Origin of the sequence: Ruegeria sp. HU-ET01832 (genome assembly GCF_040371315.1) — a bacterium.
In the GTDB taxonomy this organism is placed as follows: Bacteria; Pseudomonadota; Alphaproteobacteria; order Rhodobacterales; family Rhodobacteraceae; genus Ruegeria; species Ruegeria lacuscaerulensis_A.
In genome coordinates, this window is record NZ_BAABWL010000006.1 from 270,916 (window position 1) to 285,674 (window position 14,759).

Annotated in this window: 10 protein-coding genes; 5 read left to right on the forward strand and 5 right to left on the reverse strand. The window is 57.8% G+C overall.

Features of this window, described 5'->3' with window-relative positions; genetic code table 11:
• Window positions 1-71: 71 nt before the first annotated feature.
• The 3 genes from ABWV79_RS18560 to ABWV79_RS18570 all read right to left on the reverse strand — a co-directional run bounded on the left by ABWV79_RS18560 (window position 72) and on the right by ABWV79_RS18570 (window position 6,621).
• Window positions 72-3,509 (reverse strand): pyruvate carboxylase, encoded by a 3,438-nt coding sequence (locus tag ABWV79_RS18560; RefSeq protein ID WP_353393813.1) that lies wholly within the window; start codon window positions 3,507-3,509, stop codon window positions 72-74.
• Between the two features lie 124 nt (window positions 3,510-3,633).
• The gene (locus ABWV79_RS18565) at window positions 3,634-4,791 is read right to left on the reverse strand and encodes an alpha-hydroxy acid oxidase (protein WP_353393815.1); all 1,158 of its coding nucleotides are present in this window, start codon (window positions 4,789-4,791) and stop codon (window positions 3,634-3,636) included.
• Between the two features lie 39 nt (window positions 4,792-4,830).
• A complete protein-coding gene (locus ABWV79_RS18570; protein ID WP_353393817.1) occupies window positions 4,831-6,621 on the reverse strand; it encodes a sensor domain-containing diguanylate cyclase in 1,791 nt (596 codons plus the stop codon).
• Between the two features lie 179 nt (window positions 6,622-6,800).
• Between ABWV79_RS18570 and ABWV79_RS18575 the strand changes: the two genes are divergently transcribed.
• Window positions 6,801-9,194: an ATP-dependent helicase gene (locus tag ABWV79_RS18575; RefSeq protein ID WP_353393819.1), complete on the forward strand. Its 2,394-nt coding sequence runs from the start codon at window positions 6,801-6,803 to the stop codon at window positions 9,192-9,194.
• Window positions 9,195-9,197: 3 nt separating this feature from the next.
• Here the strand turns inward: ABWV79_RS18575 and ABWV79_RS18580 are convergent, their stop codons facing one another.
• Both ABWV79_RS18580 and ABWV79_RS18585 read right to left on the reverse strand, forming a co-directional pair.
• Complete coding sequence (locus tag ABWV79_RS18580; RefSeq protein WP_353393821.1) at window positions 9,198-9,488, reverse strand: DUF1330 domain-containing protein; 291 nt, start codon at window positions 9,486-9,488, stop codon at window positions 9,198-9,200.
• A 485-nt stretch (window positions 9,489-9,973) separates the two neighbouring features.
• Window positions 9,974-10,198, reverse strand: a complete 225-nt coding sequence (locus ABWV79_RS18585) for a DUF1127 domain-containing protein (protein ID WP_353393823.1) — start codon at window positions 10,196-10,198, stop codon at window positions 9,974-9,976.
• 903 nt (window positions 10,199-11,101) lie between these two features.
• Between ABWV79_RS18585 and mraZ the strand changes: the two genes are divergently transcribed.
• The 4 genes from mraZ to ABWV79_RS18605 are packed head-to-tail and all read left to right on the forward strand — an operon-like array spanning window position 11,102 to window position 14,751.
• On the forward strand, window positions 11,102-11,605 hold the full coding sequence (gene mraZ / locus ABWV79_RS18590) for a division/cell wall cluster transcriptional repressor MraZ (protein WP_170352544.1): 504 nt from the start codon (window positions 11,102-11,104) through the stop codon (window positions 11,603-11,605).
• 4 nt (window positions 11,606-11,609) lie between these two features.
• The gene (rsmH, locus tag ABWV79_RS18595; protein WP_170352545.1) at window positions 11,610-12,602 is read left to right on the forward strand and encodes a 16S rRNA (cytosine(1402)-N(4))-methyltransferase RsmH; all 993 of its coding nucleotides are present in this window, start codon (window positions 11,610-11,612) and stop codon (window positions 12,600-12,602) included.
• On the forward strand, window positions 12,599-12,967 hold the full coding sequence (gene ftsL / locus ABWV79_RS18600) for a cell division protein FtsL (protein WP_170352546.1): 369 nt from the start codon (window positions 12,599-12,601) through the stop codon (window positions 12,965-12,967). The genes rsmH and ftsL overlap by 4 nt, the downstream gene beginning before the upstream one ends.
• On the forward strand, window positions 12,964-14,751 hold the full coding sequence (locus ABWV79_RS18605; RefSeq protein ID WP_353393826.1) for a peptidoglycan D,D-transpeptidase FtsI family protein: 1,788 nt from the start codon (window positions 12,964-12,966) through the stop codon (window positions 14,749-14,751). Before ftsL ends, ABWV79_RS18605 begins: the two co-directional genes overlap by 4 nt.
• Window positions 14,752-14,759 lie beyond the last annotated feature (8 nt).

The window sequence follows — 14,759 nt, forward strand, 5'->3', positions numbered from 1 at the left end:
CTTCCGTTTGCAAAGCGACGGGCCGCCCGGATGTCCGAGCGGCCCGAAGGTTGGGAATTAAACTAGATCGTTCACTCAAGTTCGACCAGTAGGTCCTTAGCGTCAATCTGGCCGCCGGGCTGCACGTGGATCGCCTTAACGGTCGCGTCACGCTCTGCGTGGATGCCAGTTTCCATCTTCATGGCTTCGATGGTCAGCAACAGGTCGCCTTCCTTCACCTCTTGTCCGGCAGTAACGGAAACGGTTGCGACGACGCCGGGCATTGGTGCGCCGATGTGGCCGGGGTTGCCGGTTTCAGCCTTGGGGCGCGTCTGTGTCGACGAGGTGACAAGACGGTTCGGTACTCGAATTACACGCGGTTGGCCGTTGAGTTCAAAAAAGACCTTCACTTCGCCTTTTTCGTCAGTTTCACCAATAGCCTGACACCGAATTTCCAATGTCTTGCCGGGGTCGATCTCGGCCGTGATTTCTTCGCCCGGTTCCATTCCATAGAAAAAGGTGCGCGTGGGCAGGGTGCGAACCGGACCATAGGTACGGTGGCGGCCCATATAATCCAGGAAGACCTTGGGATACATCAGATACCCGTTCAGATCCTCGTCATCGACCTCTTTGCCTTCCAGTTGCTTCGACAGCTCGGCGCGGGTGGCTTCAAGATCGACGGCAGGCACGTCCTTGCCGGGGCGGTCCGTATTAGGGGCCTCGTCCTTGAGGACCTTCTGGATGATAGTGTCTGGGAACCCGCCCGGAGGCTGGCCCAGGTTGCCGCGCATCATATCCACGACTGAATCAGGGAAGGCCACATCCGTATCCGGGCTTTCCACGTCATCGCGGGTCAGGCCCTGGCTGACCATCATCAGTGCCATGTCGCCAACCACCTTGGACGAGGGCGTAACCTTCACGATATCGCCAAACATCTGGTTCACGTCGGCATACATCTGGGCGACCTCATGCCAGCGTTCCTCCAGCCCCAAGCTGCGCGCCTGCGCTTTGAGGTTGGTGAACTGACCGCCGGGCATTTCGTGCAAATAGACCTCGGAGGCCGGCGCCTGCAGGCTGGACTCAAACGCCGCATACTGGCCCCGCACGGCCTCGAAATAATCGCTGATCTCGCGGATGGCCTTGATGTCCAACCCGGTGTCACGCTCTGTGTGGCGCAGCGCCTCGACCACGGTGCCCAGCGTCGCCTGAGAAGTGTTGCCCGAAAAGCTGTCCATCGCGCAATCCACCGCGTCCACGCCTGCCTCGGACGCGGCCAGAATGGTGGCGCTGGCGATGCCCGCGGTGTCGTGCGTGTGGAAGTGGATAGGCAGTCCGACCTCTTCTTTCAGCGCGCGGATCAAGATCTTGGCCGAGGCCGGCTTCAACAAACCCGCCATGTCTTTCAGGCCCAGAACATGCGCGCCCGCGTCGCGCAGCTCTTTCGCCATGCCGACATAGTATTTCAGGTCATATTTGGCGCGATCCGGGTCCAGAATATCACCGGTATAACAAACGGTGCCCTCACAGATTTTGCCGTTTTCAACGACAGCATCCATGGCCACGCGCATGTTCTCGACCCAGTTCAGCGAGTCGAACACGCGGAACACGTCGATATTCTGCGACGCCTGACGGACGAATTCCTGCACCACGTTGTCGGGGTAGTTGGTGTAGCCAACCCCGTTCGCGCCGCGCAGCAGCATCTGGGTCATCAGATTCGGCATCGCCTCGCGCAGGTCACGCAGACGCTGCCACGGGCATTCCTGCAAGAAGCGGTAGGCCACATCAAAGGTCGCACCGCCCCAGCATTCGACGCTGAACAGCTGCGGCAGGTTGGCCGCATAGGTCGGTGCCACCTTGATCATGTCGATCGAGCGCATCCGCGTGGCCAACAGCGACTGGTGCCCGTCGCGCATGGTGGTGTCGGTGATCAGCAACTGGCGCTGCGCCTTCATCCAGTCTGCGACCGCCTGCGGGCCTTTCTGTTCCAGCAGGTTGCGAGTACCCATCTGGGGTTCCCCCTTCAACGCGGGGGGCTTGGCCTCTTTCAGGTCGGCGCGGGGTTCGGGACGGTCCTTGGTCTCGGGGTGCCCGTTCACGGTAATATCCGCGATATAGGTCAGAACTTTGGTGCCCCGGTCGCGGCGCCGCTTGAAGGCAAACAGGTCCGGCGTCGTGTCGATGAACTTGGTGGTGTATTCGTTCGACAGGAAGGTCGGGTGCTTCAGCAGGTTGATAACAAAGTCGATATTGGTGCTGACACCGCGAATACGGAACTCGCGCAGCGCCCGGTCCATCCGCGCAATCGCAGCCTCAGGCGTGGGCGCCTTGGCCGTGACCTTGGTCAGCAACGAGTCGTAATAACGCGTGATCACCCCGCCCGCATAGGCCGTGCCGCCATCCAGACGAATGCCCATTCCGGTGGCCGAGCGATAGGCGGTGATGCGGCCATAATCGGGGATAAAATTGTTCTGCGGATCTTCGGTCGTGATCCGCGTCTGCAGCGCGTGACCGTTCAGACGCACGTCGGACTGGCTGGCAGCACCAGTTGCTTCGGCCAGGGTTTTGCCCTCGGCGATCAGGATTTGCGCCTGCACGATGTCGATGCCCGTGACCTCTTCGGTGACGGTATGTTCGACCTGTACGCGGGGGTTCACTTCGATGAAGTAGAACTTGCCGGTTTCCATATCCATCAGGAATTCGACCGTGCCTGCGCATTCATAATTCACATGGGCGCAGATTTTGCGGCCGAGTTCACAGATTTCCGCGCGCTGTTCGTCAGACAGATACGGGGCAGGGGCGCGTTCCACGACCTTCTGGTTCCGGCGCTGAACCGAGCAGTCGCGTTCGTACAGGTGGTAAATCTCACCGTGCTTGTCGCCCAGAATCTGCACCTCGACATGGCGGGCACGGGTGATCATCTTTTCCAGATAGCCTTCTCCATTGCCAAAAGCGGCCTCGGCCTCGCGGCGGCCTTCCAGTACCTTTTCTTCCAGCTCTGCCTCGGATTCGATCGGGCGCATCCCGCGTCCGCCTCCGCCCCAGCTGGCCTTCAGCATCAGCGGGTAACCGATCTCGGCGGCCTCTGCGCGGATCGCGTCCATGTCATCGCCCAGAACCTCAGTTGCAGGAATGACCGGAACGTCAGCTGCAATCGCAACGCGGCGGGCGCTGGCCTTGTCGCCAAGGGCGCGCATGGTTTCAGCTTTCGGTCCGATGAAGGTTATGCCGTTCTGCACACAGGCATCCACGAAATCGGGGTTTTCCGACAGCAGGCCGTAACCCGGGTGGATCGCGTCTGCGCCGCATTCCTTGGCGACGCGTATGATTTCATCAATCGAAAGATATGCAGCCACCGGACCCATGCCTTCGCCAATGCGATACGCCTCATCCGCCTTAAAACGGTGCAGGCCCAGCTTGTCCTCTTCGGCGAAGACAGCGACAGTGCGTTTGCCCATCTCATTGGCTGCGCGCATCACGCGAATGGCAATCTCGCCGCGGTTGGCGATCAGGATCTTGTTGAAGTCGGTCATTTGCGGTCCCGGTCTTTATGGTTTGGCCGTGTTCATAAGCGGACAATACGCGCACGTATATCAGTCGTTCTGGGTAGAACCGGCATGTTAACGCTCGCAAACGCCCTATGTTGGCGCTAACGTATTACACGTGCCGCGCCGCAGCATCAATCTGAGATATTGCAGGTGGCAAGTGATCTAGAGATTCTGCCCCCAGCTGACCCATATTCGCCAGCAGATCTTGCCGCAGAATGTCTATCGCATGGTCAGGGCCATCGACGCCTAGGGCTGCGAGAGCATACATGAAACCACGCCCAAGCATGACCAAATCTGCGCCCAGTGCTTTCGCGCGCAGAATATCCAGCCCCCCTTCGATGCCGCTATCGAGTATCAATGGCAGATCTGTCGCGGCACGAATGGCTGGTAGCGCCTCGATACTTGCGGGGGCGGCGTCGAACTGTCGACCACCGTGATTGGATATCCACAAGGCGTCGACACCCGCCTGTTTCAGCGGTTCAGTATCCTCGGCACGCATGACCCCTTTAACTATGAAAGGACCATCCCACGCATCGCGCAGCCATCTGACATAGTCCATGTCCGGCGACGTACGCAGTAGATACCCAACATGCGCTGTCGGAGGGAGATTGCTTGAATCGTCGGTGTATTTGTCCAATGTGCGCATCCGCGGTGGCCCACTACGCGCCATGGCAAGGGCCCATGCAGGCCGCTGCATGATTTGTGCCAGCAAGCGGGGGGTCAGCCTGGGCGGGTTCGTAAGCCCAGAACGGGTTTGTCTTTCCCGTCGAGACGCCACCGGCACGTCCGCAGTCATTACCAGCGTGGAAAATCCGGCAGCTTTGACCCGGTTGAGCAAATCCATGCGGATGTCTGGGTCCTTTGGGGGGTAGAGTTGAAACCACGCGTCATCCCCGATGTGGCCGTCCAAGTCTTCGGGGCTTTGGGTCGCAACGTTTGATAGGGTAAAAGGCAGCCTTGCCGCCGCGCAGGCCCGCGCCAAAACCCCCTCGGCGTCGGGCCAGATCAAGCCCGCCATTCCGATCGGAGCTACACCAAACGGGAGCGGGTAACGTTTCCCCAAAAAATCGGTGCCGGTGTCGCAAGATATCTTTCCATGCAGGATTGAGGGCAAAAAGCCAATACGATCCAGGGCGGCGCGGTTTCGGTTCAGAGTCGCTTCGACTCCGGTACCGCTGTCCAGGTATTCCCACACGAAATGGGGGATTCTGGTTTTGGCCCGACGCTTCAGATCTTCGATGCTGGGGTATCTGCTGTGCAAATCCATACGGATTGATCGTGGTTGGCGTCTGATTCGGCAAGAAATTTAGGACTTTGCGCTAATTTTGGCGATGGAAGGTGTTGTAACGCCAGTCTGATCCCCGCGCCCAGAGCTCGGATCAACCTTTCCGGCAACCTGAACCTGATTGCGGCCCTTGTCCTTGGCCTCATACAGCGCATCGTCTGCCGATCGCATAAGATCTTGCGGCATGGTTCCATGCGCTGGATAATTGGCGACACCCACAGAAATCGTTATGCGGGGCAGCGATTTTTCACCGTACCGCACGGTAATACCCTCAACCGCCTGGCGCAGCTGTTCAGCTCGGGTCATGGCATCTTCCGGAGTATTGTCGGGCAGGATCAGCATGAACTCTTCCCCGCCGATCCTGCAGGCGATCTCATCCCTGTCACACCCTTGTTCCAACGCCGATCCAACGGAACGCAAAACCATATCTCCGGCGTCATGGCCATGAGTGTCGTTGAACTTTTTGAAATGATCCACGTCCACTGCAATCAGGCTGAGCGGAGCGCCTGTTTGCTGGCTGCGGCTAATGGACTTGCGCAGCGTCTCGGTCATATGGCGCCGGTTGAACAAGCCGGTCAGCGGGTCCCGCACTGACTGGTCATGCAACTGGTCGCGCATCCGAACGTTGGCGATTGCCATGCTGATTTGCTCTGCACATAGCTGCGCCAGTTTGCGGCTTTTGTGAAAGCACTTGTCGCGGCCTTCCAGCGCCCGCAGATGCAGCAGACCAACCGTTTCGCCGTGGGCCAGAATCGGGAAGCAGAAATAAGGACGGCCATCATGGGGCTCAGCATGTTCACAGACAAAGTCGATCTCGGACGCACCGAATTCATAGGTTCGCCCCCGACGCAGGCCCCAGCATCCTTCGGGGTGGATGTGAGACTTATGCGTGCCGCCATTCCAACTGGCACACCCATCCAGCACATCGCGTGAGTTCGAGTATACATACACACTGCCCTCTGCCTCGGGCAGGATGTGGGTCATGAAACGCGAGACCATGTCGAACAACTCGTCCAGAGACCGGCTGGATTGCAGCCATTCATTCAACTCGCCCAGCAAACGGACTTCTCGGGCCAAACGCAGTTGTTCGTCCATAAGCTCACGTTCCTTGGCTGCGCGCCCGCGAAGGCTTAGAACCTGACGGCGGTTAGAGCGGAACACGACCAATGTCACGACACTGAACGCAAGAAGGGCAACAGTGCTAAGAATAAACAGGGACAGCCGCACGCGATCTATGAACAGGTTCCTGACATCCGTAATGTCCGAATAGAACTCAATCGCGCCCAGAAAACGACCGTCTCGAATGATCGGAGTGTAGATTTCGGCAACGTGTCGTGTTTGCGGGCCCGAGGCGTGAATAGCGTCGCCATCGAAATCCTCGACCTCGGACAAAGGTTTTTCTTCGTGTTTATAGTAGATATTGCCCTGTTTGATTACGGTGTCAAAGTACGGTTTGGAGTTCACTGACCCTAGGTCGGAGGATCGTGAAGACCAGAAGACGCGACCATCTGCGTTGAACAGTTTGAAACGATAGATGTCGGATGTTGCAGGCAAAAGCTCAAGAAACTCCTGATCATGGCCGCCGACGAAACCTGTTTGGAACGTGGCATGAACATCCTTCAGGTGCGATGTCACTTGTTTGCCGAGCTGCGTAGCTTCTTTTCTCAGGTCCGCTTCAAGCATACGGTCCACGACAGGAGCAGGAACAGCGTATATTCCCCAGCCAGAAAACGCGGTCAGGGACAAAAGCGTCAGCACAATGGCCGCCAATTTCAGCCGATATGACCAGCCTGGTTTAAGTTTTTGTTCCATGATCGCGCTCCCACAGCTTTGAATTCACTATCGGGTGCGCTTTTTGAGCAAAGGTTAACGCGGGCCGGCAAACTGCAGAGCTGTTGAATAGAATTGCTTCTAGTTCAAACGGTAGTTCTTGGCGAACAAGGGGTGAACAAACCCTTTCCCTCTGGCCTTATTCGGCGTAGTTTGGCACGATGAGCAGTTTCGATGAAATGGACGCCTTTGAAGGCGCATCCCTGTCCCAGCGCGCCATGGTTGCGCGCCCCGCACCTTATCTTGATGAACTGAACCCGGCGCAGCGCGAAGCGGTTGAGCGTCTGGATGGGCCGGTTCTGATGTTGGCCGGGGCGGGGACCGGCAAAACCAAGGCACTCACAGCGCGGATTGCGCATCTTCTGACCAAGGGGCAGGCGCGGCCGAACGAGATTCTGGCAGTGACATTCACCAACAAAGCTGCGCGCGAGATGCGTGATCGCGTGGGTCGCCTGTTGGGCCAACCGGCCGAGGGGATGCCGTGGCTGGGCACGTTCCATTCGATCTGCGTCAAGCTGCTGCGCCGCCACGCGGAACTGGTGGGTCTGAAATCGAACTTCACCATTCTGGACACGGATGATCAGCTGCGCTTGCTCAAGCAGTTGATCAAGCTAGCGAATATTGACGAGAAACGCTGGCCCCCGCGAATGTTGGCCGGGATCATCGACGACTGGAAGAACCGCGCGCTGACGCACGACAAGGTGCCCGCTGCGGATGCGGGGGCGTATAACAGCAAGGGTATTGAGCTTTATGCCCAATACCAGACCCGCCTGCGCGAGCTGAACGCCGTCGATTTCGGCGATCTGCTGTTGCACATGGTCACGATCTTTCAGCAGCACGAGGATGTGTTGCTGCAATATCAACGTTGGTTCCGCTACATTTTGGTGGACGAGTATCAGGATACCAACGTCGCCCAATACCTGTGGCTGCGGCTGCTGGCCGGGGCGCATAAGAACATTTGCTGCGTGGGCGATGATGATCAGTCGATCTATGGCTGGCGCGGGGCCGAGGTGGGCAATATCCTACGGTTCGAAAAGGATTTCCCTGGCGCGTTTGTGGTGCGGTTGGAGCAGAATTACCGCTCGACCCCTCATATTCTGGCGGCTGCGTCGAACGTCATTCGGGGCAATGAAAACCGTCTGGGCAAAGAGCTGTGGACGGATGCCGAAGACGGCCACAAGGTCAACCTGATCGGCCATTGGGATGGCGAGGAAGAGGCCCGCTGGATCGGTGAAGAAATCGACGCGTTGCAGGGTGGCACGCGTGGGATTCGTCCGATGAATCTGGATGAGATGGCCATCCTTGTGCGCGCCTCGCACCAGATGCGCGCGTTCGAGGATCGATTCCTGACCATCGGTCTACCATATAAGGTGATCGGCGGACCCAGATTCTATGAGCGGATGGAGATCCGCGATGCCATGGCCTATTTCCGGTTGGTGGTCAGTCCCGGAGACGATCTGGCGTTCGAGCGGATTGTGAATACGCCCAAGCGCGGTTTGGGCGACAAGGCGCAACAGACGATCCAAATGACCGCACGCGAAAATGGCGTGTCGCTGGTCGATGGGGCACGGATTGCGGTCGCCAATGGGCTGATCAAGGGCAAAGGCGGCAAGGCTTTGCGTGAGCTGATCGAGGGGCTGGCGCGCTGGAATGCGATGACGCGCGGGCCGCGGATCGAGGTCGAGGATGATACGGTCATCGACGACGGCGCACCCCTGCGGTTTGGTGAGCCTGAAGTGTCGCATATCGAACTGGCGCAGATCATTCTGGATGAATCCGGCTATACAGCCCATTGGCAGAATGAAAAGACGCCCGAGGCACCGGGGCGGTTGGAAAACCTCAAGGAACTGGTCAACCAGTTGGATAATTTCGAGAACCTGCAGGGGTTCTTGGAGCATGTCAGTTTGGTCATGGACAATGAGCAAGACGGCGATGGGGCCAAGGTCTCGATCATGACATTGCACGCGGCCAAAGGGTTGGAGTTTCCCGCCGTGTTCCTTCCGGGGTGGGAGGATGGTCTGTTCCCCTCGCAGCGGTCGATGGACGAATCCGGCCTCAAGGGTTTGGAGGAAGAACGGCGGCTGGCCTATGTGGGCATCACTCGCGCGGAAGAGGTGTGTACGATTTCCTTTGCCGCCAACCGGCGTGTCTTTGGGCAGTGGCAGAACTCGATGCCGTCGCGGTTTATCGACGAATTGCCTGAAGATCATGTGGAGGTGCTGACACCTCCGGGCCTTTATGGTGGCGGGCAGGTGGCGGCCAGTATCGAAACCCGCGCGGCAGAGGCGAATGTCTACAACTCGCCGGGCTGGAAGCGTATGCAGGCACGGCAGGGGCAGTATGGGATGTCGCAGCCCCGCGAAAGCCGCAACACTGTGATCGATGCAACGGCGGTGGCCAGTTTCACGCTGGGCGAGCGGGTGTTTCACCAGAAATTCGGATATGGCGCCGTGATCGACATCGAAGGTGACAAGGTCGAGGTTGATTTTGACAAGGCCGGGGTAAAGAAAGTCGTCTCGCGCTTTCTGTCGGCCAAGGATGACGTGCCGTTTTAAAGGTCACAACCCATCAACAAGCACCAGATTTGTCGACGCTGTGTTCTGCCTGATCTTTGCCAGCGCCACATAGTCCGGGTCGTTTTTCCACGCCTCGGCGGCCTCCATGCTGGGAAACTCCATCAGGACAATGCCGTCCTTTTCCCATTCTCCTTCGATCACTTCGACCGGTTTTGACGAAACGGTCAGCAATCGCCCGCCGTGGCGGTCGAATATCTCCATGAAACCCTGAAGGTAGCCTTGATAACCTTCGGGGTCGTGAATGGAAATCTGGGCGATGAAATAAGCAGGCATGGAACACTCCGAAACAGCGCGTCCCCATAAGCTTACAATTTCTGACTGATAAAGAAAAACGGCGGTTTCCAGGGAGGAGGAGAGGAAACCGCCGTTCTTTGCAACATCAAGGCAGGGAGGAGGAGAGCCCCGATGTATCCGAACCCGGGTTTGATCCCGGTATGTCAAAGTCGCGGCGACACCAGGGAGGAGGAGAGGTGTCGCCGCGCTCTTGCAACATCGAGACAGGGAGGAGGAGAGCCCCGATGTATCTGTTTCCGGGTCTGATCCCGGTATCTGTAAGACGCGGCGACGTCAGGGAGGAGGAGACGTCGCCGCGCGCTTTCAACACCGAGAAAGGGAGGAGGAGAACCCGGTGTGTCACGTTCCGGCATTCAGGGCCGGTATAATCTGCGGCGGCATCAGGGAGGAGGAGAGATGCCGCCGCTGAAATACAGGTCCTAAAGGGAGGAGGAAGGACCTGATCTCGGTATGTCGTGTTGCGCTTAACGCGCGACGTATTCTTCGGCCGCTTGCAGTGCAAGGCGGCGGATCATCGACCGGTGCAGGCCCAGATCGGCCAGCTCGCGGTTCGACAGATCAGACAGTTCGTTGACCGTCAGACGATAGATGCGATAACGGGCGTACCGGGTTTTTGCGGCTTCAATCAGAGAAGCCAGGCCGGTTGCCGGTGCGCCTTTGAGCGCGGTCTGGTGTGTTACTGCTGCCATTTGCTTAACCCGATATGTCTCGTTGCTGCCGGATCGTTCCGGCGTTTGCTTGAGACTGAAGATAGGCGAATGCTGCGATTGCACAATAGCTCACGTCGTCAATGCTGCTATGCGGCAAGTGCATAGATATCAAAGCGTTGTAAGATATCCGCCAAAAGTGCCTTAAAAATAAGGGTTTTCACGATTTACAGTTTTCGCCACAAGTGTCACCTTGATTTCTTACGCATAAAGTTTGCCCCAACTTTCATCGCTATTTCCTGAAATTTGTGCGCTTTGAGAGCGCCCTCGCTCATTGAAAAAGAGAAGAATCTTTTGGGGAATGGTTAAATGGGAAACCATGGGTCTTTCTGCGGACGATGATAATCAGCTCGTTTTCAGACGCTGATTCGCGGTTTTTAGGGTGTGTTTGAATGGCGATTACCCAAGAATCCGCGCTTTAGGGAAAAAAGTTGGGAAATCGTGGGACATGGTGGGTTCAGCTCATATTTATCTATATGTCGTGGTAAAGCGCGATCTGGATACTTTTTATGGTACACTTTTCCTGCTCGCGTCTATTGAATTCCTCCTGATATTGGGCCTTCCGTGATGGCATGCCTGAATTTTTTATTTGATTTCCATGAATTCCCATGGCATCCCTTATTCATCCGATGAGGACGAGGCACATGGGGCACCAAACGACCCCGAACCAATAAAATTCAGGTTTCATACAGGCATCTCGCTTTCATCAATCAAGAGATCCGGCGCGCGGGCGAGCAGACATCCCCCCAGGTGGCGCGCGCAGCTGGACTTCCCGCTCAGCGGGCCAATGCGGCGGGTTGATCAGTGGCAGCAGATCAACCCGCCGTTTTTCATCCGGGGGGAACGTGAAGTTCAAGTGGGGCGCAAGCGAAAGGGACAGTCGTCTTGGCGCGCAGGTTCAGAGGTGAAAGCCACCACAAGGTGGATACGAAGGGCAGGGTGTCGATCCCGGCCTCATTTCGCCGTGTGCTTGAAACTTCGGACCCGAACTGGCAACCCGGTGATAACCCTGAGCTTGTGATCGTCTACGGCGATCATCGTCGAAAATACCTTGAATGCTACACAATGGAGGCGATCGACGAGGTCGACGCCAAGATTGATGCTTTGCCGCGCGGATCTATGCAGCGCCGGATGCTGCAACGCATGTTCCACGGTCAGTCCCATCCGACCAACGTTGATGAAACGGGTCGTCTGGTACTGCCCGCCAAGCTGCGCAACAAGATCGATCTGGAAGGCGAGGCTTTCTTTATTGCCGCCGGCGATACTTTCCAGATTTGGAAGCCCGAGACCTATGAGGCTGAAGAGCTGGCAAAGGCGGAAGAGTGGTTGGACGATCTGCCCGATGACTTCGACCCGATGGTCTATCTTGATGGCGTCGAGGGGGCGTAGCGGCATGGCCGACGCTCTGACCCCTTCGGACAAACCTCATATCCCTGTTTTGCTGCGCCCATTGCTGGCGGCCGTCGCTCCGGTCTCGGGCGTATGGTTGGATGGCACGTTCGGTGCCGGTGGGTACACAAAAGGTTTGCTTGAGGCGGGGGCTGAGAAGGTTATCGGTGTGGACCGCGATCCGTTGGCCTTTGAAATGGTCGCGGATTGGGTTGGTGACTACGGCGACCGATTGGTGATGCAACCCGGTGTGTTCTCACGCATGGATGAGTATGCACAGGATTTGGACGGAGTTGTGTTGGACCTGGGCGTGTCCTCGATGCAGCTGGATCAGGCCGAGCGTGGGTTTTCCTTCATGAAGGACGGCCCGCTGGATATGCGGATGAGCCAAGAAGGCGAAAGCGCTGCAGATCTGGTCAATGCCGCGTCCGAGGCGCAGTTGGCTGATATCCTGTTTCACTTTGGAGAAGAGCGCGCCAGCCGCCGCATTGCCAAGGCCATCGTCAAGGCGCGTGGGGAGGAGGCGATCACGACGACCCTGCGTTTGGCTGAGATCATCGAATCCTGCCTGCCGCGCCCGAAGCCGGGTCAATCGCACCCGGCAACGCGAAGCTTTCAGGGTCTGCGAATTGCGGTAAATGCGGAATATGAGGAACTGTTTCAAGGTCTTATGGCCGCCGAGCGGGCTTTGAAGCCCGGCGGACAACTGGCAGTGGTGACGTTTCATTCTATTGAAGACCGTATGGTCAAACGGTTCTTTCAATCGCGCGCGGGAAAGACCGGGCGCGCCAATCGTTACGCGCCTGAAATCGCGCAGGACTTGCCGCAATTCACCTTGAAAACGCGCAAGGCGGTAGGGCCGGACGATCAAGAATTGCAGGAGAATCCGCGTGCGCGCTCGGCCAAGTTGCGTGTTGCTGTGCGGACCGAGGCTCCGGCGGGGGAAATTGAGGCCCGCGCCATTGGGATGCCGCAAATTGGGGGAAGGGCAAAATGAAGAGTGTATTGTATGTGATGACTGCGCTTTCGGTATTTGGGTTGGCTTTGTGGGCCTATCAGGAAAACTACCGCACGCAGCAGGTTGTTAAAGAGACACAGAAGCTGCAGCGTGAGATCGGCATGGCGCAAGTTCGGCTGGCGGTTCTGAATGCAGAATGGGCCTATCTGAACCGCCCGGACCGGTTGCGTGAACTCGCCGACCTGAATTTCGAGCGTCTGGGCCTGCTGCCTCTGCGCGCAGAACAGTTTGGGCGGGCTGACCAGGTCTCTTATGCCGAAGATCCCGATCTGCCGATCGTTGATCCGATCGAACTGCAGGCGATCACGAACATTCAGGCGTTTGGCGAGGTGCAAATCCCATGACCCGGACACCGCTGCGCCCCTTAGCCCGTATCCTTGACGCCCGCGCCCGCGGCGAAAACCCCAAAGCCATCGAGCGCGAAAATATCCGCCAGCGTCACGAAGACATGAAAGACCGCGCCCGCGCCCGTGCTGAAGGGCGCCTTTTGGTTTTGGGCCTGTTCTTTTTCTGTGCGTTTTCGGTAGTTGGTTTTCGCATGGGGATGCTCGCCACCTCCGAGGCGCAAGAGCCGCTGGCCAGCGCGCCCGGTGCCGCCATCGCCATGCAGCGCGCCAATATCGTCGACCGTGAAGGACGCATTCTGGCGACCAATCTGGACACATACTCGGTCTATGCGCAGCCGCCCTTGATGATCGACCCTGAAGCCGCCGCTGATCAATTGGTTGCGATCTTCCCCGATCTTGAAAAAGAACGTCTGGTCAAGGATTTCACCGGCAATCGTAAATTTCTGTGGATCAAGAAACGCATCTCGCCCGAGCAGAAGCAGGCCGTCCATGACATCGGCGACCCCGGCATCCTTTTCGGCCCGCGTGAGATGCGACTTTATCCCAACGGCAAGCTGGCCGCGCATATTCTGGGCGGCTCGGGCTTTGGTCGCGAAGGCGTCAGCGCCGCCGAGGTAATCGGTGTCGCGGGCGTTGAAAAGCAATTCGACGATTATCTGCGTGATCCGGCCAACGGCAACAAACCTCTTCAACTGTCTTTGGACCTGACTGTTCAGGCGGCGGTCGAACAGGTTCTGTATGGTGGCATGAAAATCATGAACGCCAAGGGGGCCTCGGCCGTTCTTATGAACGCCCATTCGGGTGAGGTCGTTTCGGCAGCCTCGTTGCCGTCTTTTGACCCCAATGACCGCCCCCGCCCGCCAACTTCGGGGTTTGATCCCTCGGACAGCCCATTGTTCAACCGCTACGTGCAGGGCGTGTACGAGCTGGGCTCGGTCTTCAAGATTTTCACGGCGGCGCAGGCGGTTCAGCTTGGGCTGGTGAATTCCGAGACGATCATCGACACGTCGGGCCCGATGCGGATCGGTCGCTTCCCGATTGGCGAGTTCAACGGCAAAAATTACGGCAAGATCAGCGTGGCGGATGTGATCGTCCACAGCTCGAACCGGGGAACGGGGCGGCTGGCGCTGCAGATCGGCGCAAAACGGCAGCAGAATTTTCTGCGTTCGCTGGGTATGTTCGATCCGACCCCGTTTGAAATTGTCGAGGCCAAGGGCGGCGAGCCTTTGAAGCCCAAGAAATGGGGCGAACTCAGCACGGTTACGATCTCTTATGGCCATGGTCTGTCGACAAGCCCGATGCATCTGGCGGCGGGCTATGCGGCGATTGCCAATGGCGGGCACTATGTCAGCCCGACGATCCTGCGCAAAAATGGGCCTCAATACGGGCCGCGCGTGATGTCTGACAGTTCAGCGCAACAGGCGCAGCGGATGTTGCGCAAGGTTGTCACCGACGGCACCGCCAGTTTCGGCGATGTTGCAGGCTATGACGTGGCGGGAAAGACCGGCACGGCTGATAAGCCCAAACCACGTGGCGGCTATTATGATGACAAGGTGATTTCCACCTTCGCGACAATCTTTCCGGCCTATGATCCAAAATACGTGCTGATCGTTACGCTGGATGAGCCATCGATCGTCGCCTACGGCGAAAAGCGCCGCACGGCTGGCTGGACAGCCGTGCCCGTTGCTGCCGAGCTGATCGGGCGCATTGCCCCGTTGTTGGGGTTGCGACCTCGGCTTGAGCCTGAAGCGCGCGCTGCTATAACGCTCACCTCAAATTAGACCGTCCG

Excerpts from the sequence above, each read along its gene's own strand:
- ABWV79_RS18565 (WP_353393815.1), bottom strand. The coding sequence starts at position 4,791 with ATGGATTTGCACAGCAGATACCCCAGCATCGAAGATCTGAAGCGTCGG.
- rsmH (WP_170352545.1), top strand. The coding sequence starts at position 11,610 with ATGGCCGACGCTCTGACCCCTTCGGACAAACCTCATATCCCTGTTTTG.
- ABWV79_RS18575 (WP_353393819.1), top strand. The coding sequence starts at position 6,801 with ATGAGCAGTTTCGATGAAATGGACGCCTTTGAAGGCGCATCCCTGTCC.
- ABWV79_RS18570 (WP_353393817.1), bottom strand. The coding sequence starts at position 6,621 with ATGGAACAAAAACTTAAACCAGGCTGGTCATATCGGCTGAAATTGGCG.
- ABWV79_RS18560 (WP_353393813.1), bottom strand. The coding sequence starts at position 3,509 with ATGACCGACTTCAACAAGATCCTGATCGCCAACCGCGGCGAGATTGCC.
- ABWV79_RS18605 (WP_353393826.1), top strand. The coding sequence starts at position 12,964 with ATGACCCGGACACCGCTGCGCCCCTTAGCCCGTATCCTTGACGCCCGC.
- ABWV79_RS18580 (WP_353393821.1), bottom strand. The coding sequence starts at position 9,488 with ATGCCTGCTTATTTCATCGCCCAGATTTCCATTCACGACCCCGAAGGT.
- ftsL (WP_170352546.1), top strand. The coding sequence starts at position 12,599 with ATGAAGAGTGTATTGTATGTGATGACTGCGCTTTCGGTATTTGGGTTG.
- ABWV79_RS18585 (WP_353393823.1), bottom strand. The coding sequence starts at position 10,198 with ATGGCAGCAGTAACACACCAGACCGCGCTCAAAGGCGCACCGGCAACC.